We start from the raw sequence: 20,130 nt of genomic DNA, 5'->3' as shown, positions 1-20,130 counted from the left end.
AGAGGTTCAGATAAAGAAATGGATTTTTTAGTGAAAAAACGCCGAATAACGATATCGTTATCCGGCGTTTATCCGTTATGCGACAACAGAAATTAACGCGGGCCTGCCGGGCCGCCGTGCACGTCCTGGAAGCCGCCGTGCGGACCGCCGCCTCCGCCATGACCGCCACCGCCGCCCGGAGGCGGAAACAGGCAACCGCTTAGTGCGGTAATCAAAGCAACAACCCCGATGATTTTAAAAATACGACTCATGTTTACCTCTGTTTTATTGGGACTTCACCAGGCGAATCATAGGAGGCAGCCAATAAGCGGGCAATGCGGAATTTTCCTGAAAAGACGCAGATAAACAGTTGGTTACATTCGCCTACTTATTCCTGTCGCGATACGGACGGCTTACTGATAAAACGGAGAGACCGCGCCGGCGGGCAGCGGCCATGGGTGCTTTTGCAGGCGGTTGATATGGATGGTCAGGAACATGATTTCATCGGTGGTCAGCTGGCAGTGATAGTTTTTTTCCACATAGTCATACACTTTCAGAGCGCAGGAGAATGCCTGCGGCATCAGTTCCTTAATGCCCCGATAAATACTGTCGTCCCCGTGACTCACGGTATTACGATTCAACAAGCGTAAGGCAAAAAATTTGAGATGCGTGATAAGACGATGATAATCCAGTGAGTTTTCATCAAATTTAATGTGCAGATCGTATTTCAGAATCGTCAGGATATCTTTAATAATGCCGGCGCTTTGCATGGTGCTGTGCATATCGCTGTTATTCCGGGCGTTGGCCAAATGCAGAGCGATAAAGCCCGCCTCATCTTCCGGCAGGTCGATATTCAGCCGGGAGCGAATCAACGATAACGCCTCCAGGCCCACCGCATATTCGCTGGCGTAGAACTGTTTTATATCCCACAGCAGGGCGTTTTTAATCGTCCGCCCCTTTTTATGACGCTGAACGGCAAAATTAATATGATCGCTTAGCGCCAGAAACAGGGTTTCCTGCACGTCCAGCCGCAGCTTTTTTTGCCAAATCCGACGCCTTTGCCAATGGCGACAATCTCCCGGTTATCCTCCCCCATCAGCAGGACGGCGTTATTGCTTAATATTTTTTCAACCTTCATCACTGTCATCTCGGCTCAGGATATCGCCCGGCGCGTAGGGAAAGGCGGCGCCGCGCCCCCATCAAATGCGGGTCCCTGCCTACTACCGCAGGGACGACGGTGAAGGAGGCAGGGACGACGGTGAAGAGGCAGGGGCGACGCTAAAGCCAGGGACGCGGGAAGACGGGAACGAAGATCGAGGTTATTCCAGCCACTCGGTGTGGAATACGCCTTCTTTATCGGTACGCTTATAGGTATGCGCGCCAAAGTAGTCGCGCTGGGCCTGAATCAGGTTGGCGGGCAATACCGCGGAACGGTAGCTGTCGTAATAGGCGATGGCCGCCGAGAAGGTCGGGGTGGGAATGCCCGCCTGAACGGCATAAGACACCACGTCACGCAGCGCCTGCTGGTATTCGTCCGCCACTTGCTTGAAATACGGCGCCAGCAGCAGGTTGGCGATATCCGCTTTCTGGTGGTAGGCATCGGTGATTTTCTGCAGGAACTGGGCGCGAATAATACAGCCGGCGCGGAAAATCCTGGCGATCTCGCCGTAGTTGAGATGCCAGTCGTTTTCTTCCGACGCGGCTTTCAACTGCGAGAAACCCTGCGCGTAAGAGACGATTTTACCCAGATACAGCGCGCGACGAACTTTTTCCACGAATTCGGCCTTGTCGCCGTCGAACGGTTTGGCCGCCGGACCGGTCAGTACTTTGGACGCCGCCACGCGCTGATCTTTCAGGAAAGAGAGGTAGCGGGCAAACACCGATTCGGTGATCAAAGAGAGCGGTTCGCCCAGATCCAGCGAGCTTTGGCTGGTCCATTTACCGGTGCCTTTATTCGCCGCCTCATCCAGGATGACGTCAACCAGATAGTTACCGTCTTCATCTTTTTTGCTGAAGATATCGGCGGTAATTTCGATCAGATAGCTGCTCAGTTCGCCTTTATTCCACTCGGAGAAAGTGGCGGCCAACGCTTCATTGTCCAGATTCAGCGCCTGCTTCAACAGCGAATAGGCTTCGGCAATCAGCTGCATATCGCCGTACTCGATACCGTTGTGCACCATTTTCACATAGTGACCCGCGCCGTCGGCGCCGATATAGGCCACGCAGGCTTCGCCTTCGGCGCGCGCGGCAATTTTTTCCAGAATCGGCGCCACCAGCTCATAGGCTTCCTTCTGACCGCCCGGCATGATGGAAGGCCCTTTCAGCGCGCCCTCTTCACCGCCGGAAACGCCGGTGCCGATGAAATTAAACCCTTCGGCGGACAGCTCGCGATTGCGGCGAATGGTGTCTTTATAGAAAGTGTTGCCGCCGTCGATCAGGATATCGCCTTTCTCCAGATAGGGCTTCAGCGACTCGATGGTTTTATCGGTCGCCTCTCCGGCTTTAACCATCAGCAGAATACGGCGCGGTTTTTCCAGGGATGCGACAAACTCTTCAACGGTGTAATAAGGCGCCAGTTTTTTACCCGGATTTTCGGTAACGACTTCGTCAGTTTTATCTGCCGAGCGGTTAAAAATAGAAACGGTATAGCCACGGCTTTCGATATTCAGCGCCAGATTACGCCCCATCACCGCCATACCGACAACGCCAATTTGCTGTTTGGACATTAAAGCAACTCCCGTCTGAAAGGTAACCTGCCTGCCGCGATCATCATCCCCGCAGGCAATTAAAAGCAGGCCAACATGGTAACTCAGCTTGCGGCGGGTGAATAGTGATTGGTTTGATAGCCGCTCATGGTTACCATACTATCTTCGATACCTTTTTTATACGCAGAAAGGAGGCATCCATGGATACAAGATTTTATCTGCTTAAAGTCAGTCTTCGCGGAGTGAAGCCCGCCATCTGGCGACGCTTCGTGGTTCCCTCTTCCATTACGCTCGATCGGCTGCATGACGTGCTGCAAATCGTGATGGGATGGGAAGACAACCACCTTCATCAGTTTTCCTTCGGCAAAAAACGTTTTACCGAACAGCCGGAAGAGCCGAAACAAGGGGAAGAAGAAGGTTTCTATCGCCTTAACGAGTTACTGAAACGCAGAAGCAACACCCTGACTTACCTTTATGATTTTGGCGACGGTTGGGAACACGAAATCATTTTGGAAGACAGCGACTACAAGCCGGACGAGTTTGACGGTTGGCTATTTTGCCTGGATGGAGAGCGCGTTTGCCCGCCGGAAGATTGCGGCGGCATACCCGGCTATGAAAATCTGCTCGGTATTCTTCAGGACCCCGCCCATGAAGACTATGAAGAAACATTGGAATGGTTGGGCATTCCGGCTGAACTGCTCGAGATTGCGCCGGATATTTTTGAGCAATTTGACCCCGGCGAGGTGAACGACAATTTACTTCTCTACACACGCTGGACGAGAGACCGTTACCAGACGTGGTTCGACTAGAAGACGTCGACTAGGGACTTCCGTCGTCCCTGCCCTTCCCCGTCGTCCCTGCCCTTCCCCGTCGTCCCTGCGGCCGTAGGCAGGGACCTACCCGATGGCGGCTCGGCGTCGAAAATCAGCTCCCCGCGCGGGCGGGGAACTACTTGGATCAAGCATAACGATAACGAAATCGGTAATTTTTGCGACTGCCTTAGCAATTAAAAGAATGATTGCTGCGCCAATCCTGCCCGGATGCCTGAAGTTTGAAGGCTTATCGGCGTGGTTGTATAATGAATAACCCAAGTGGAGGTGCGCATGATTAAAATTGCCGATTACCCTCAAATGAAGGCTTGTGCCTGGTATCTTGCTCAAGACACTCAGTTTGACGATCGTGAGGCGCTTAGCTTCTATGAGCGCAATTGGAAGTACATCGAACAAGACAAGCTGACGCCGCATGAGCGGCGATTGATTAAACGTTTGTCTGAAGAGCTGGGTAACGGGTTTTTAAATGTCTGAATTCCGTCTGGCGCACCATAATCGCATAGCGAAAGTGCTTGGCGCTTTCTCCCATGATTTTCTGGATGAAGCCTGCTGCTACTTTGCTGGTGGGACGGCGATAGTGATGATGCTCAATGAATACAGAGAATCGGTAGATATCGATTTTCTGTGCTCATCTCGTGAAGGTTATAGTAAGTTACGCACCTTGCTTTACGGAGATAATTTCTCCCCGCTATTTTCAACCCCAATTACTACTATCGGTCATATACGAAAAGATCAATACGGAATCAGAGGCAGAATTAACGTTGATGACCAACCAATAAGGCTTGAATTCGTCAGTGAATCAAGACTTGATCTATCCCCTGGCGGACGCATTTCAGGCGTCCCAACGCTTGGACCCTCAGACCTCTTCGCCGCAAAACTGCTGGCAAACGCCGATCGAGGATTAGACAAGGCGACACAAAGCAAAGACATTATCGATCTGGCAATGATGCAATCGCACTGGGGAACTATCCCTGAAAGCGCCTGGCAAAAAGCACGAACTGCGTATGGAATATCTGTTGATAAGTCTTATCAGGCCGCGATTACCATGCTGAACAATGAGCAAACTTATTTTGAAAAATGCATGCTTAATCTGCGTATATCTATCGAGAATCAATCGCTTATCATCAATGCGTTAAATTTAAACTTTTCTCGGCCCGAACCTGACGGCTATTTATACAAATACTGAGTAATGCATTGAAATTTCGCCATATATATTCCCCGTATCTCTAGGAGCCCGGCCCTTCCCCGTCGTCCCTGCGGCCGTAGGCAGGGACCTACCCGATGGCGGCTCGGCGTCGAAAATCAGCTCCCCGCGCGGGCGGGGAGCCTGCGGGCATTACGCAAAATGCCGGCCGCCTCGCTACTTCAGAATAAACAGTCGTTGCAGCTCACGCCGGTTGCGGGCGCCCGTTTTACGGTACAAATTCTTCAGATGCGTACGTACAGTATTTACGCTTAAATTAAGCTGTTCACCAATTTGCTCGTTATTTATGCCAACCCCCACCAGGGCGGCGACGGCCTGCTCGGCGGGCGTGATCTTCCCGGCGCCTCCGTTTACCCGCTCCCGGCAGGCAACGGACTGATCTTTCAGCAACGGAGCATAGAGCACGCGGGCAAATACGCGCGTCTGGGCCAGTTGCGCTTTCATGCTGATACTTTCGTTGGTCTGATTTTTAGCGGATTGCTGAATCCCCCATACCGCCACGGGCAACCCCAACGAACGGATCACGGAAACCATGGTCACGCCGCCAACGCCCACCAGGCGAGGCGTCACGTTAAGCTCTTTCGCTATGGCGTCGGAAAGCGTGCGGACCACTGGAGCGTTACCGGAGGTGACGGGAGCGTCCGGGGTAATCTCCACATATTCGAAGGCAAAAGAAACCTTCTCTCTTTTCTCGATAACCAGCGCCAACTGCTGCAATTCCTGCACCACCTGTTCAAGCTCGCAGTTCGGCATCAGGCGAATATCCAGATAAAAAATGAAATTCGCCGGGACGTGATTTATCCCGGTGCAGTTGGTTTCCGCATGCGTTGGCGTGATGGTGGAGGTTGGAGGAATAAAAAAAGGATCCGGACAAGCGTAGCGTTTGCGAATATGCTTCAGACGAGAAATAAACAAGGCCGCCGCTTCAAAACAGTTTGGTCCCTCGCTAAAACCGGCATGATATTCCCTGCCTCGCACATCAATACGCACCCAGGCATTACGTTTTTCGCCGATCTCGATAATAGTGCCGGTTTCGTTGCCATAATCCGGCACCACAATCAGATCCTGCGGGCGAAACAGATTAGGGCTTTTATTCAGAACATGGCCGATACCCTTGGTATAGTCGGTAAGACCGGCGCTGGTGAATATCACGCCCACCCCCATCGGGGGAGAGATATTTAATTGTTTTATCGTTTCCAGCAACAATAAAGCGGAGACCATTCCCTGATTATTATCTTCAACCCCACGGCCATATAGCCGGTCTCCGTCAACCCGCAGCGTAAAGGGGTCGCTGACCCAATTTTCCAGCGGACCGCTGGCCGCGACGTCCATATGCGTCACAATCCACAGCGTGCGCTTACAGCCGGGCGGTAAATAATGCGCCACCAGATTTGGCCGCAGCTTTTTATGCGCCCGGATATCCAGCGAATCCATGCGCTGTACCCGACACAGACCGTTATGATACAGCCAGCTTTCGATCCAGCGCGCTTTAACTTCCTCCCCCTCACCACCATGCTCCGGATTAATCGCCGGGCGGCAGACCAGTTCACGATGGAGTTCAATCACCCTGCCCTCTTTTTCATCCAAAGCCTGTAACAACTTATTCATAACAACGCCCATCGCTGAATGAGGAAATGTTTCTACTATATCAATTACCTGTGCAGCGAAACGTTTACCGTGATCAAGTCACAGAGTGAATATAAAATCGGTCTCACCCCCCGCCAGCCCGCTATTTTTATCACCAGGGGGGTGAGATAGCCATGTGAAGACAATACTTTATCGAAAAAACAATAGGTTATATAAAACCAAGGGGGTGAACATCCTCACTAATGACCTTTATCTTTCTGCTTCACGCCAACAGTGCTATTTGCTGCCGCCCCCTGTCTGACCACATATTCCCATTAGAAAAAAAATAAATACATCGCACCTGGGGGGGTGAATATTAAATCAGACAAAAGGTGATAGAAATATTATTCTATTTCATTAATCTGAATAAACCATATCAAGAGCAGGCAACACGCCAAAAATAAGGGAAGATAATATTTACCTTCTTATAACTATATTTTTTATTTACCGGATATATATCATCCGGGCTTTGTTACACGGTTGTAACATTAAATAACCATACTGGCACAGGAATAAAAAATGAAAAAATTACTCGCCATTATCAGCCTGACCGGCGGACTGATGGTTAGCGCATATGCCGTCGCGGATGCTAATGAAAAGAGCCAGCGCTTTTACCAGGATAAATTAACCGGCGGTATTGCACTGGGATTTTTATCCGGAGAGTCTCAGGAGTCGATTTATCACCCGGATAACGGCGGAAAAAAAGCCAGTGAACTGGACTGGAAAATCAACAGCGCGGCTATTCTGAAAGCCGACCTGAGTTACGATATTCTGCCCCGCCTTAGCGCAGGACTGCGCGGCTGGACCACGCTTTCCTCCGGCGACGGCACCATGGACGATTATGACTGGATTGACGACAGTAAATCAGGCTGGTCGCACTGGAGCCATCACGCTAAAACCGATTTGAACTATGCCAATGAAATTGATGTGAATATCATTGGCTGGCTGGTTAAAGCTCCTGATTACCAAGTTGGCGCGACTTTCGGCTATCAGAGAACCGCCTTTAGCTGGTCGGCGTACGGCGGCGAGTTCAACTACGATAACGGCCAGGATATTTTCACCTACCCCAACAGCTACAAGATAATCGGCTACCAGCAAAAATACAGCATGCCTTATATCGGGCTAATTGGTTTATGGCGCTATCAGGACTTCGAACTTGGCGGCCTGCTAAAATTCAGCGACTGGGTAGAAGGGAAAAGCAATGATGAACACTATGCCAGGGACTTGACCATACGTAATAAGGGAAGTAATGCCCGCCATCTCTCCGCTACCGTTAGCGCCGGTTATTATATTTATCCGCAAACAAAAATTTATGCTGAAGCCTCCTACAGTCGTTATGAGGAAGCCAGAGGCGGTATGGAGTGGCGAGAAGAAGGAGAAACCGAGTATCTCGATGGTGACTGGAGCGGGCTGGATAATAAATATTACACCCTGTCTTTAGGCGTTAAATATACCTTCTAGCCGCCATTACCGGGGTTAAGAAATTAAGCAACAGGTTTCGAGTTGTAGCACGACGGCGACCAGGAAAGTCGCCGAAAACGAGAATAATTCATATATCATAGAGGTAATTGCAATGGGAAAATATACCAAGCCCGTTTTCGTAAACCAGCTTTTATCGGATAGAACGGTAAAAACGGCAAGTAAATTTATAGCCTATAAATCCTGGAACGACCCCAAACTGTGGTTTGCAGAAGTCGTCGACAATGGCAATGCTTTTTTCCACTGGCATCAGGGAAAAAAAGCCGAAGGCCATAAAGACAGCATCATCAATTATATTACCGCCGACGGCACGCAATGGCAGGCCACGATTAAAGATTATGTCTTCTTTCACTCCCCCAATGGCGATGTTGCCAAAGGTCATTCTGACACCAATATTGCTTATATCAGTGGCGATAACCAAGCTTATGAGGGTAGTTTTGCCGAATGGTTTGATGAATAGAAACAATGATTGATGTAGTTATACTGCTATAAAGGAGACGCCCGGCGGCGTCTCCTTTAATCGTTGCGATGAAAGTTGCACGAAACCTACCGTTCCTGATGAGTTGCCAGCCATTCCTTGAGAACGTCATTCACGCGAGTCTGCCAGCCCTTTCCCGTAGCGCGGAAAGCTTCGAGCACCTCGTCATCAAGCCGGATAGTGGTAGTGGTCTTGGCGCTGCCCTTCGGCCTGCCGGGCTTCCTGATTGCGGCCAGCGCCGCCTTCTTCTCTTCCGCCGTCATGGGGCGGTCGTCCTCGTCCTGACCATCCCACACATAGTGGTTCTCCGGAGGAATGGCGCGGACGGCGGCGATAACTTCATCCAGCGTCATATCATTGGTTTTCGAGCCATTCATGATACACCTCGTATTCTGCGTCGTTTGCTTTCCTGAAACTGATAACTCGTGTGACTCCATCGCGCTCAACATGGGCCAATGACAACACGGACAGACAGCCCATGACGTAGGAGAGGGATTGAATACGCGCCTCTCCGTTACGAAAAGAAGGCAAATCCAACCGGTAACGTGCCCCCCAGAACCTCATGTGCGTCCGCAAAATCCAGACCGTGCTTTTTGAGATTCGCGACACGCTTGTTTTCGTCCCAGATGAGTTCCATTTTCATACAATTATTGTAGTAACAAAAAATATAAGTTCAAACTCTATTTGGCCTATGCGCACTTTCCTGCCGCGGCCGTCGATTCGAATCAACGCATGATAAATGGCAATAAAAGGTTTAAACGCACCGTTTAAAAGAAAGAGACTGTGGATTGGCATTCATTGATCAAATCGGTGCAGGAGAGATTCTCACCTGCACCGAAGTAATGCGGAAATAACAGAAAGGATCTACGCGACAAACGCTACGCGGAGAGAGTGGATCAGGCCTGCTTCGCTAACAGAGCCTTAATGCTTTCCTTAAATGCCGCACCCAGTTCCGGGTTGCGTAAACCATAGGAAATAAACGCCTGCGCGTAACCCAGCTTACGGCCGCAGTTAAAGTTTTTACCCGCTATCTGTACCGCATCAACTTGCTGAGTGTGGATCAGCTCGTCAATAACATCGGTAAGCTGAATGCGGCCCCAGGCGCCGGGTACGGCTTTAGCCAGCAACGGCCAGGCATCCGCGGTCAACACATAGCGGCCGACCGCCGAAAGATCCGAACCCGCGGCAGAAGGCGCTTCCGGCTTTTCAATCATTGAAGTAATGGCTGAAGCATCCCCCGCATTGACCAGCGGCTTTTCACATTCAACCACGGAATACTCCGGCAAGACTTCATAAGGGCGGTGTTTTACCAATACCTGGCTGCGCCCCGTCTGTTCAAAACGCGAAATCAGCAACGCCAGATTATCTTTGGTCTGATCGGCGGTGCTCTCATCCAGCACCACGTCCGGCAACACCACCACAAACGGGGAGTCGCCAATAATCGGTTTCGCACAGGCAATCGCGTGGCCCAAACCCAGGGTTTCACCCTGCCGCACGTTCATAATGGTCACGCCTTTCGGACAGATGGACTGAACCTCCGCCAGCAGTTGCCGCTTGGCGCGCTCTTCCAGCAGGGATTCGAGCTCGAAAGAGGTATCAAAGTGGTTTTCAATCGCATTTTTAGACGCATGGGTAACCAGCACAATATCCTTGATACCCGCATTGGCGCACTCGTTAACGATTTTTTCAATTACCGGACGGTCAACCAACGGCAACATTTCTTTCGGGATCGCTTTGGTCACCGGCAACAAATTCATCCCTAAACCAGCAACAGGGATAACGGCTTTCAATGATGTCATGAATGGATTCTCTTCATCAGGTTGTTTTCACTTGGTAACACAGTAACCTCTGTGTCACGCATAACATTAAGATTACACCTAATCTTGGGCAAAGCGATCGCCGAGACAGGTTTTTTCCGCCACATCGGACAATTCTGGTGCGGTTTATCCGTAAGAGAAGACCGAAGCTTCATGAGGAAAAAGACATGAGGGCGAGGCGCAAAATAAAGTGCGTCGAGCATCACACTTCATAGTGCTGCTAATGTGACCAGCCTCTCTTATTTTATTTCATCCATGTGATGACCATCACCGTTCGAACCAAGTCTCCCCTTTACTGCCGTCGCCAGGGGGAAATGACAATTTACAGCCGCAGCGGATCCATTAAGATCAACAGAAATCAGGCAGTGCATGGATGACAACTTTAAGGTTCATCCTGTTGCAGGCTTTCAGCCAGATGAATGACCCGGTTCGGATCTAGTAGAATTTTAAAAATATAGGGATGGGTATTATCGCCTTGCGACTCGAACCAGTTTTCAAGGTCGACGGCATAATGATGCATATCCTGTATATATTGGCGGAACTGCTGTTGTAAATCGGGCTGTTCGCCATATTTTCTCATCCAAAGCCGTAAGGTAATAGCATTGGTTGCGCAGCTAAAAGCACGAGTGTACCAGTGCGCCCGCTCCCAGGTTTGAATGAGCGTAGTTTTGAAAGCGTCCTTAACCGGAAGCGTAGGGAGAAGTTGTAAAATTCTGGATCGCAGATGGTTGGCAAGAAACGTAGATTGCTGTGTCTCCAGCTTAATTAATTGCATCTGTTGCATACCGAGCTCGGGATCTTCTGACGGCATTAACGGCTGGAAGGCTTGCGCCCAATTGGCGCTGCGCGTGTCCATATGCAGTAACTGCAGCGCCTGATCAAAATCGTAAGGAAGTTGGCTATGATGATGCAACAAACGTCCCAGCAGATTAGGCGTTTTACATATCCACTCGTGGCTGGCGGTAAAAATGGAAAACAGCTCGTCAACTTCTTGATGGGAAAGCGGCTTAACACTGTGCTCCTGCAGCCAAAGGGCAAAAATAGCGTGCGGGTTCGCATCTGGATGCCGGTTCAGATGAGCCAGACCGAACAGGTTGATATCGTTAACCGATTCAGGCAATGGGCTGTTGGGTATCCACTCCCAGTTGATACGGACAGTAATCGCCTCCAACTCGGGTCCCGCAACGGAACTGGCCCAGTTCAATCGGTTTTGCAGTTCATCCAGCAGGCAGCAGGGCAACAGAGTCCAGCCATATTCAATGCCCCAAAGATCGAACTCCAGCCATTTGCGACACCCGGCCAACCGGGTCAAATTAAGATTATTTGCGAAGCCCGGGCGGTAATCCAGTTCGGTGGCTTTCAGAGATGCCCTGACATCCTCCGGCAACGCATCCAGCGCTGTTTTCAACATTTGGCGCGGCCACTCTTTATCCCGGTAGTCACGCAGCACCAGGTTTTTGCCCTGGGTTCGCAACTGACAATGCAGCGACTGCAGCGCTTGTTTCCATTCGGCGGCATTAACTTTGGGGGTCTGCAAACTTAGACGAACGCCTCGGACAACAGACAGATGACTTAGAATTTCAGGGATCGTTTCACTGAAAAAAGTATGCAGGAAATCAATCTCGCTTTTTTCTGATTCAACAACAAAGTATTCGGGGAATTTACGCCGGATATCATTGTCGTCCGGTATTGCCTCACCCTGCAGCCAAAGCTGAATGTGATTTTTTTGGCAAAATTTTTCTATTTTCTGCAGGTAATATAACGTGTTATTTCTGGCATGGAGGAGGTGTTCAATCGTTTGATGACGGCATCGTTTTGAAGGTTTCGCCAATAAAGATAAAAGAGATTGCTGATGGATGATCAACCCATTGAAATTATGTTTTTTTATGATCCTCATGGCATCAAGAAAATAGGGCCAATGCCAAATTAACGGGGAGTTTATTTCTAAAAAAGCCAGTGGAATATGCTTTCCCATTTTTAGCCCTGAACGTAATAAGAGGACAACGTAAACCTTAATAGTCAGCAGAGAATAAAACTGGCGTCAGTATGCTTCAATCGTCAGTCACACTGCTGAAATCAGAATTAAAAATGTGATTCACATATCAATTTATTTTATGCACAACAATTAAAACGCGAAATTTTGCGAACCAACACCAAGGGAAATCAATATGGCAAAAGGCACCGTCACCACATTGGACTACTATCAATATACTGATGAAGACACCGGATCAAACATCATTCGCCTGACGCCGCCTGATGTAATCTGTCACCGGAATTATTTTTATCAGAAATGTTTTCTTAATCAGGGGGAACAATTAATCTTTGCCGCCGAGTTCGGTGGCAATCGAAACTATTATTTATTAGACATTGAGAAAAAAAACGCCACACAATTAACCGAAGGCCCCGGCGATAACACCTTTGGCGGCTTCTTATCGCCTGACGAAAAATATTTATATTACGTGAAGGGTGAACGTAATTTAATGCGCGTAACCCTGACCACGTTAGATGAAATTTCTGTTTATCAGGTTCCAGATGAATGGGTCGGATACGGCACCTGGGTCGCTAACTCCGATTGTACAAAATTGGTCGGTATTGAAATCCATCGCGATGACTGGCGCCCCATTAGCGACTGGAATATTTTTAAGGAATTTTATCTGGAAAATCCGTTATGCCGGCTTATTCGAATTGATTTGCGAACCGGCGAAGCAAATACGCTCCTCCAGGAAAATCAATGGCTGGGACACCCTATTTATCGTCCATTCGATGACAATACGGTGGCATTCTGCCACGAAGGCCCGCTGGATATGGTTGACGCAAGGATGTGGTTTATGAATGAGGATGGCAGCAACATTCGTAAAGCCAAACAACCAGCAGAAAAAGAGAGCTATACCCATGAATTCTGGGTGCCGGACGGCTCCGCCCTACTCTATGTCACCTATGTCAAAGACAGCCCGATTCGGTACCTGAGCCGGGTAAACCCGAAAACCATGGTGGATGAAAAACTGATTGCCATGCCGCCTTGCTCGCACGTGATGAGTAATCACGATGGCTCATTAGTGGTGGGCGATGGCTCAGGCAGGCCCATTGATATCGCGGATAATAAAGGCTACAGCGATGAAACGGATCCCTTTTTGTATCTATTCGATATCAACAACAGACAGGTACATAAAATAGCTAAACACGGCAGTTCGTGGCGCGTACTCGACGGTGATCGGCAGGTAACCCACCCTCACCCCTCATTTACACCCGATGAAAAAAACGTGCTGTTCTCTTCTGATATGCACGGCAAACCCGCGCTCTACCTTGCAGCCATACCTGAATCTATTTTACGCGTTATAAACCAATAATTACGAGGCGTCATTATGTTTAAAATGCTCACACTGGCAACCGCGTTATTATCCCTGACACCAGCAATGACGTGGGCGCAGGACGTTGAAATCAGATTCTCCTGGTGGGGAGGCAATAGCCGCCATCAGGCAACCCTTTCGGCAATAAAAGCGTTTGAAGAAAAATACCCGAACATTAATGTGAAAGCGGAATATGCCGGTTGGGAAGGCTATTTATCCCGATTGACAACACAGATTGCCGGAAATAACGCACCAGATGTTATCCAGACAAACTGGAACTGGCTACCTATTTTCTCCAAGGACGGCAATGGGTTCTACGATCTTAACCAGGCTGCGGACGTGCTGGATCTGACGCAGTATGATAACCAATCACGAGCGCAATTAACCATAAATGGAAAATTAAACGGCATCCCCGTTGCCGCAACCGCCCGTAGCTTCTACTACAACAAAAAATTGTGGGAGGAAACCGGCGTCGCTTACCCCAATAGCTGGGATGAATTAAAGGCCGCCGGGCAAGCGTTCCAGAAAAAAGGAGATAATTATTATCCCCTGGTTCTGGATTATATGGAATCGCTGACGCTGCTACAGTCCTATATGGTGCAAAAATATAATATTGCCGCCATTGATGAAGAAAAAAAACAATTCAACTACTCGTCGGAACAGTGGGTTGAATTTTTCCAGTTGTATAAAGATCTGATTGATAGCCATGTATTCCCATCAATGCGCATCCTTTCCTCTTATGGAAAATCCAACACCTGGGAAATGCGCCCTTGGATTGAAGGAAAGTGGGGCGGAGTATACATGTGGAATACTAACGCCATCATGTACGAAAACAACCTTAAACCCCCTTATAATAAACTTGAACTGGGTAATTTCTTTATGCTACCGGGAGCTAAAGACGCTGGTTTATTCTTTAAACCGACGATGATGTTCAGCATTGGGAAAAACACTAAACATCCAAAAGAAGCGGCCTTATTGATTAACTTTATGATGAACGACCCTGCCGGCGTCAAGGCAATGGGACTGGAGCGTGGAGTGCCGTTAAGTCAGACAGCCTATAACCAGCTTGTGCTGGATGGCACGATTAAAGATGACAGCATTGTGGTTTCAGGCATCAAATCATCAATGAAATTGCCTCATGATATTGCAACATCACCACATTTTGACAACCCGCAGTTTGTCGCGCTGTATCACGAAACTATTCAGTCTATCGATCAGGGAAGCATGTCGGTAAAACAAGCTGCGGAACATTTCTCTAAAGGAAGCGATCGTATACTGAAACGCGCCATGCGCGAATAGCGATTCAACTAACGAATACAAATCATATCCAGATAGCATAATAACTCCGCTTTTCATGATACGTGATGATATTCATTTTGAGAAACGGAGTTATTTTTACAAATATATTTAAGGTATTCAGCATGATTAAATTCAGTGCTACATTAACCTATCAGTATGATGCTGCTTTCTCGTCTTTTCTAACGCGAGATTTTTACGCAGGTTTGGATTGGTTAAAAAATAACGAATTCGATGCTGTCGAAATATGTATATCCAATTATCAGGATACAGACATTAGAGCCTTGAGCGATAATCTGCGGCAACGCAATTTGGCCTGTTCGACCATAGCGACCGGACAAGCGCATAAAAAGGAGGGATTATCATTAATCTCCACTGATAAAAACATGGTATGCCGTACTCAGGAGCGACTTTTCCAACATATCGATACCGCCGCAATTCTGCATTCCCATGTGACAATAGGATCTTTACGCTGCGGTGAAAATGGCTTAAGCGAGCAAGAATACTGCCATCGGCTCACTGATTCATTGCAACCCTGCATTAACCTAGCCCAACAGGCGGGCGTCACATTAATTATTGAAGCACTTAATCGCTATGAAGCGCCTTACCTGAATAGTGCGTCATCCATGGCCGATTTTTTAAACAGCATGGATAATCCATCACAGGTTGGTATTTTATGGGATACCTTTCATGCCAATATTGAAGACCCCAACGTTAGTGAAGCCATACAACATATGGGCGATAAACTAAAGCATGTCCACTTTGCTGATTCCAATCGTCACTTCCCCGGTTACGGCCATATTGATTTCGGGGCTATCTACCAGGCGCTGAAACAATCAGACTATCAGGGGTATATTTCCTTGGAATGCCTGAATTTGCCTTCCGCCCAAACGGTTATTAACAAAGCTGGAGCATTTATTCAGCAGTTGCGTAGTTGTAAGGCAATATCTGTTTTGCCTTTATAATATTCCGGTAAAGCTTCGTAAGGCCGGCGTTTACCCTCGCTCCAAAATTAAGAAGCCGTTTTTATCAAACGCCGCGGTGGCGCCACCAGTGGCGCAACAACAGGATAACGGCGATGACCAGCACCGCAAACAGTAAGGCGGAGATTTTTTTATCGAAGACGCTAATAAAGTTTTCAATCGTCTGGCCACCAAAATAACCGAGCATAACGAATAGAGAAGCCCAGAGTATGGCGCCGAAGATATTGAGCGGCACAAAGCGCGCTGGGGGCAGTTGACTGGCGCCGATCAGAGCCGGACCGATGATGCGAAAACCATACATAAAACGCACGCCGATAACGAACAGCATCGGATGATGGGCAATCAGTTCCTGGGCGCGGGCGATACATTTTTGCTGACCTTTCAAACGCGAGATAATCCGATCGCCGTAGCGGCGACCGGAAAAATACAGTAATTGATCGCCCAATGTGCCGCCAACCGCCACCACCGTAATCACCCACGGCCAGTACAGCAATCCGCTATGCGCCGCAATGCCGCCCAGCAGGGTGATGGTTTCCCCTTCCGCCAGACAGCCGATAAACAGCGCCCAGTAACCGTATTCCGTAATGCAGTGGGCCAGATCGGCCATGGCTATGCCTTATGTTGCTGTGATATAGGGGGAGTATAGGCTTTTTGGGGGGTAAGGAGTTGGCTAAAACCACCATGCTGGAATATTTTCCGCCGAATCATGGTAACCGTGTTTTTTTACTTATCCCAAGGATTAAGCACTTTCACGCCGCCGACTTCATAAAGGGATGTATTACAGGATGCCACAATAAATTTTCGAGAAGTGACAATGGCTGCGTTATATCCGTCAGGCGGAGGGAATCCTCTTCCGCCATTCTTCGTTGTAACAGCCAAATCGGCATAGTAGCGCGCAGCATCAGTATCGAACGGCGGGATACGTTCTCAGTTTAGCAAGTAAAGGTATCTCAAACAGCATTCCTAACAGCAGCGCTTTATCATTCACTATCCCAATTTCGATCTCAATCTATACCTCCTGTTTATTATTATCGTCCAAATTGTATTTTAACATATGGCAAACAAAATTAAAAAATTACTTCTCTATAGGTTAATTAGTAATAATTTGAGCTCTAAATTCATTAGTGGTATTCTGCCGGCCGCACAGCATTATTGTTAGAGTGTGTGGTAAAAAAATCTTTACAAGCTTTTTAAGGAATTATTATGAGATTGGTTGTTTCACTAATTATAGGCTTATTACTATCTGGTTGTGCCATAAAGTTCGGAGACGTAAAAAAGGGTGGTGCCATTGAGTATTTTGAAACCCACTATACAACTAAAATGCGTTCCCCAATGCCCGGTGGTTCGATTATTCTTATGATGGATACCTATTTACAGCCAATGGTCATTAATTACTGTAAATTGCGTAATGGAAGATTAGTTTCTGTATGGTGCGTAGATGAGAATAATTTTCCTCTGTTTAAAGTGAAATATAGCGGCCCCACAGATGTTCCATTAATGGTAAACGGAAATATGACAATGTTTACCGCTTATCCACTGCTAGAAGTTCTAGAACGAAACAATACGGCCTCAGACCAAGAATGGCTGAATGATGTTAAAAAAAGGTGGGGATTCGATCCAGACAAGTTAGACCAATAATATCCTAATTAAAAAACCGTTAACTTAACTTGTTAACGGTTTTTTAAACCTTCTCATCGTGCTTCGCGTTCCTAACTCCATTCAATATGTTGATAAAACACTAACCAGATGAGATATCCGGGCGCTTACCGATAAACAGCACCCGGTAGCCGCATTCCGTAATGCTGTGGGCCAGATCGGCCATGACTATGCCTTGTGTTGCTGTGATATAGGGGGAGTATAGGTTTGTTGGGGTACTTACATAAGGAGTTGGGGGAAAGGTGAGCAACAGCCCCCTTGCAGTAAGCGCCAAGATTATTGCCCCTCGTAACCAAAATTTAATCACTAAGCATAGGTTTTTTCCGCCACATCAGACAATTCTGGTGCCATGAGATATACTGTCACGTTTATAACTTTGGGTATTGATAAAACACTTAAGGTACGATGATGAAAGGTATCGTGTTAGCTGGCGGAACAGGTACAAGGCTGTATCCCATTACTCGCGGCATTTCCAAACAGTTACTGCCAATCTATGATAAGCCCATGGTTTATTACCCTATTTCTGTTTTAATGCTTGCGGGTATTCGCGAAATACTCCTTATCACCACGCCAGAAGACATGCCCGCGTTTCAGCGTCTTTTGGGCGACGGCAGTCGCTTCGGGATTCAGTTGAATTACGCTATTCAGCCCAGCCCGGATGGTCTTGCTCAGGCTTTTCTTATCGGCGAAAAATTTATTGATGGCGAACGCTGCGCGTTGGTTCTCGGTGACAATATCTACTTTGGTCAGAGCTTCGGCAAAAAACTGGAAGCGACTGTCGCTCAAGATAAAGGAGCGACAATTTTTGGCTACCAGGTAACGGATCCCGAACGGTTTGGCGTGGTTGAATTTGATGAAAATTTCAAAGCGTTATCTATCGAAGAAAAACCTATCAAGCCCAAATCCGACTGGGCGGTAACCGGGCTCTACTTTTACGACGAAGATGTGGTGGAAATGGCGCGCCAGATAAAACCGTCTCATCGGGGTGAACTGGAAATTACCACGCTTAATCAAATGTATCTAGAACAAGGTTTGTTGACTGTTGAATTACTGGGTCGAGGATTTGCCTGGCTGGACACCGGTACGCATGACAGCCTGATTGAAGCCTCGCAGTTTATTCACACTATTGAGAAACGTCAGGGGCTGAAGGTCGCCTGCCTCGAAGAAATCGCCTACCGCAAAGGCTGGATCTCCCGTCAGCAAGTTGCTGAAGGTGCATCCGTTATGAGTAAAACACCGTACGGACAATATTTAATAAAACTGATCGCAGAAAAATAATATGCAAATCATAGATACCAAAATTCACGGAGCCAAAATCATTCAGCCGAAAGTATTTGGCGACGCCCGCGGATTCTTTCTGGAAACGTTCGAAAAACGGCGTTATCAGCAAATGCTGAACATCGACCTGGATTTTGTGCAGGATAACCATTCTCGCTCAGGTAAAGGGGTATTACGCGGGCTACATTTCCAACGGATCAATCCGCAAGGAAAACTGGTACGGGTTGTGCGTGGAGAGGTTTTCGATGTCGCCGTTGATATCCGTCCTGACTCACCCACTTATGGTAAATGGCAGGGAGTTATCCTTTCGGAAGAAAATAAAACGCAATTCTGGTTGCCACCGGGACTCGCGCATGGTTTTGCGGTGCTCTCTGATATCGCTGATTTTGAATACAAGTGCACAGATTACTACAACCCGGCTCACGAAGATGGCCTGCTGTGGAACGATCCTGAAATTGGTATTGAATGGCCGCTGTCAAACCCTCTGCTGTCTGAAAAAGATAAACAGGGGAAACTGTTCAAGGATTTGAAATAATGAAAATATTACTCACCGGTGCAAAAGGCCAACTGGGTCGTTGTTTTCAGGATAGGTTACCTAGAGACTGGCAGATCTGGGCAACTGATGCAGATGAGCTGGATATCACAGACATTGAAAAGGTTGAACGTGCGATAAAGCAATTTCAACCTGATGCCATCGTAAACGCGGCTGCCTATACCGCAGTTGATAAGGCGGAATCAGAACCCGAGCTGGCGGAACGAATCAATGTAACAGGCCCGGCAAATTTGGCTATCGTGGCGGGTAAACAACAGATACGCCTGGTTCATGTATCCACTGATTATGTCTTTGACGGCAAAGCGACACAACCTTACAGCGAAACTAGCCCGACCAATCCTTTAAGCGTATACGGTAAAACCAAGCTTGCAGGCGAGCAGGCGGTAACTAAAGTCGCGCTCGATGCAATCATTGTTCGTACCGCATGGGTATTCAGCGAGTACGGCAATAATTTCGTCAAAACCATGCTCAGACTGGCCAAAGAACGAGATACGCTAAGTATTGTCAGCGATCAGCGTGGATGCCCAACCTATGCTGGAGATCTGGCTCTGGCAATTATTGGACTACTAGAAAAGAAAGCTGAAAGCGGAATTTACCATTACTGTGGGAATAAAGAGGTGAGTTGGTTCGAGTTTGCTGAAGAGATTTTTAAAGTTGCAGAACAAAAATCAATTGTGGCTAAAATCCCAACGCTGAAATCGATAACAACGGAGCAATACCCTACTCCAGCCCATCGCCCTGCTTTTTCAACATTAGCCTGCGAAAAAATAAAGGGACTGGGTATCAATTTATCAGGCTGGGAAGAAAGTTTAGAAACAACCATTTAGCCTGTGACCTAGACAATATTAGTTGTATTAGTCGCGACCAGATCTGACACAACAACTTGAAAAGTTGAGAGT

19 protein-coding genes and 1 pseudogene are annotated in these 20,130 nt (G+C 48.0%); 12 read left to right on the top strand and 8 right to left on the bottom strand.

Annotated elements, in window-relative coordinates; genetic code table 11:
- Positions 1-92: 92 nt before the first annotated feature.
- The 3 genes and pseudogenes from DDT56_RS24410 to gndA all read right to left on the bottom strand — a co-directional run bounded on the left by DDT56_RS24410 (position 93) and on the right by gndA (position 2,705).
- A complete protein-coding gene (locus DDT56_RS24410) occupies positions 93-251 on the bottom strand; it encodes a hypothetical protein (RefSeq protein WP_168197638.1) in 159 nt (52 codons plus the stop codon).
- Between the two features lie 141 nt (positions 252-392).
- Positions 393-1,117 (bottom strand): annotated as a pseudogene (locus DDT56_RS15265) (PRD domain-containing protein).
- Between the two features lie 181 nt (positions 1,118-1,298).
- Positions 1,299-2,705: an NADP-dependent phosphogluconate dehydrogenase gene (gene gndA, locus DDT56_RS15260; protein ID WP_136167293.1), complete on the bottom strand. Its 1,407-nt coding sequence runs from the start codon at positions 2,703-2,705 to the stop codon at positions 1,299-1,301.
- A gap of 179 nt (positions 2,706-2,884) precedes the next feature.
- Between gndA and DDT56_RS15255 the strand changes: the two genes are divergently transcribed.
- The 3 genes from DDT56_RS15255 (at position 2,885) to DDT56_RS15245 (ending at position 4,700) form a co-directional block, all read left to right on the top strand.
- A complete protein-coding gene (locus DDT56_RS15255; protein ID WP_136167292.1) occupies positions 2,885-3,493 on the top strand; it encodes a plasmid pRiA4b ORF-3 family protein in 609 nt (202 codons plus the stop codon).
- Between the two features lie 294 nt (positions 3,494-3,787).
- Positions 3,788-3,988, top strand: a complete 201-nt coding sequence (locus DDT56_RS15250) for a hypothetical protein (protein ID WP_136167291.1) — start codon at positions 3,788-3,790, stop codon at positions 3,986-3,988.
- Positions 3,981-4,700, top strand: coding sequence for a nucleotidyl transferase AbiEii/AbiGii toxin family protein (locus DDT56_RS15245; RefSeq protein WP_136167290.1), 720 nt, complete (start codon positions 3,981-3,983; stop codon positions 4,698-4,700). The genes DDT56_RS15250 and DDT56_RS15245 overlap by 8 nt, the downstream gene beginning before the upstream one ends.
- A gap of 174 nt (positions 4,701-4,874) precedes the next feature.
- Here DDT56_RS15245 and DDT56_RS15240 read toward each other — a convergent pair whose 3' ends face one another.
- Positions 4,875-6,326, bottom strand: coding sequence for a M20 family metallo-hydrolase (locus tag DDT56_RS15240; RefSeq protein WP_168197637.1), 1,452 nt, complete (start codon positions 6,324-6,326; stop codon positions 4,875-4,877).
- A 537-nt stretch (positions 6,327-6,863) separates the two neighbouring features.
- On the opposite strand from DDT56_RS15240, the gene DDT56_RS15235 reads away from it, so the two are divergent.
- Together DDT56_RS15235 and DDT56_RS15230 are read left to right on the top strand one after the other, a co-directional pair.
- Positions 6,864-7,805 (top strand): omptin family outer membrane protease, encoded by a 942-nt coding sequence (locus DDT56_RS15235; RefSeq protein WP_136167288.1) that lies wholly within the window; start codon positions 6,864-6,866, stop codon positions 7,803-7,805.
- A 112-nt stretch (positions 7,806-7,917) separates the two neighbouring features.
- Positions 7,918-8,283 carry a DUF4751 family protein gene (locus DDT56_RS15230; RefSeq protein WP_136167287.1) on the top strand — a complete coding sequence of 122 codons (366 nt, stop codon included), beginning with the start codon at positions 7,918-7,920 and terminating at the stop codon, positions 8,281-8,283.
- An 86-nt stretch (positions 8,284-8,369) separates the two neighbouring features.
- On the opposite strand, the gene DDT56_RS15225 is transcribed toward DDT56_RS15230, so the two are convergent.
- The 3 genes from DDT56_RS15225 to DDT56_RS15210 form a co-directional block, all read right to left on the bottom strand.
- Positions 8,370-8,678 carry a BrnA antitoxin family protein gene (locus DDT56_RS15225; protein WP_210417037.1) on the bottom strand — a complete coding sequence of 103 codons (309 nt, stop codon included), beginning with the start codon at positions 8,676-8,678 and terminating at the stop codon, positions 8,370-8,372.
- 519 nt (positions 8,679-9,197) lie between these two features.
- Positions 9,198-10,100: a sugar phosphate nucleotidyltransferase gene (locus DDT56_RS15215; protein WP_136167286.1), complete on the bottom strand. Its 903-nt coding sequence runs from the start codon at positions 10,098-10,100 to the stop codon at positions 9,198-9,200.
- 400 nt (positions 10,101-10,500) lie between these two features.
- Positions 10,501-12,093, bottom strand: a complete 1,593-nt coding sequence (locus DDT56_RS15210; protein ID WP_136167285.1) for a hypothetical protein — start codon at positions 12,091-12,093, stop codon at positions 10,501-10,503.
- 193 nt (positions 12,094-12,286) lie between these two features.
- Between DDT56_RS15210 and DDT56_RS15205 the strand changes: the two genes are divergently transcribed.
- The 3 genes from DDT56_RS15205 to DDT56_RS15195 all read left to right on the top strand — a co-directional run bounded on the left by DDT56_RS15205 (position 12,287) and on the right by DDT56_RS15195 (position 15,726).
- Complete coding sequence (locus DDT56_RS15205) at positions 12,287-13,465, top strand: oligogalacturonate lyase family protein (RefSeq protein WP_136167284.1); 1,179 nt, start codon at positions 12,287-12,289, stop codon at positions 13,463-13,465.
- A gap of 15 nt (positions 13,466-13,480) precedes the next feature.
- Positions 13,481-14,764, top strand: a complete 1,284-nt coding sequence (locus DDT56_RS15200) for an ABC transporter substrate-binding protein (RefSeq protein WP_136167283.1) — start codon at positions 13,481-13,483, stop codon at positions 14,762-14,764.
- A 122-nt stretch (positions 14,765-14,886) separates the two neighbouring features.
- Positions 14,887-15,726, top strand: coding sequence for a sugar phosphate isomerase/epimerase family protein (locus DDT56_RS15195; RefSeq protein ID WP_168197636.1), 840 nt, complete (start codon positions 14,887-14,889; stop codon positions 15,724-15,726).
- Between the two features lie 64 nt (positions 15,727-15,790).
- On the opposite strand, the gene DDT56_RS15190 is transcribed toward DDT56_RS15195, so the two are convergent.
- Positions 15,791-16,351 (bottom strand): DedA family protein, encoded by a 561-nt coding sequence (locus DDT56_RS15190; RefSeq protein ID WP_136167281.1) that lies wholly within the window; start codon positions 16,349-16,351, stop codon positions 15,791-15,793.
- A 596-nt stretch (positions 16,352-16,947) separates the two neighbouring features.
- Here DDT56_RS15190 and DDT56_RS15180 point away from each other — a divergent pair.
- The 4 genes from DDT56_RS15180 (at position 16,948) to rfbD (ending at position 20,058) form a co-directional block, all read left to right on the top strand.
- Positions 16,948-17,382, top strand: a complete 435-nt coding sequence (locus DDT56_RS15180; protein WP_136167280.1) for a hypothetical protein — start codon at positions 16,948-16,950, stop codon at positions 17,380-17,382.
- Between the two features lie 426 nt (positions 17,383-17,808).
- The gene (gene rfbA / locus DDT56_RS15175) at positions 17,809-18,678 is read left to right on the top strand and encodes a glucose-1-phosphate thymidylyltransferase RfbA (RefSeq protein ID WP_136167416.1); all 870 of its coding nucleotides are present in this window, start codon (positions 17,809-17,811) and stop codon (positions 18,676-18,678) included.
- A gap of 1 nt (position 18,679) precedes the next feature.
- Entirely contained in the window at positions 18,680-19,213 is a 534-nt protein-coding gene (gene rfbC, locus DDT56_RS15170; RefSeq protein WP_136167279.1) for a dTDP-4-dehydrorhamnose 3,5-epimerase, read from the top strand.
- Complete coding sequence (gene rfbD / locus DDT56_RS15165) at positions 19,213-20,058, top strand: dTDP-4-dehydrorhamnose reductase (protein ID WP_136167278.1); 846 nt, start codon at positions 19,213-19,215, stop codon at positions 20,056-20,058. The genes rfbC and rfbD overlap by 1 nt, the downstream gene beginning before the upstream one ends.
- Positions 20,059-20,130 lie beyond the last annotated feature (72 nt).

Source organism: Brenneria corticis (genome assembly GCF_003115855.1).
Lineage (GTDB): Bacteria > Pseudomonadota > Gammaproteobacteria > Enterobacterales > Enterobacteriaceae > Brenneria > Brenneria corticis.
Note: the sequence above shows the minus strand (reverse complement) of the source record. Positions and strands in the feature narration are given on the sequence as shown.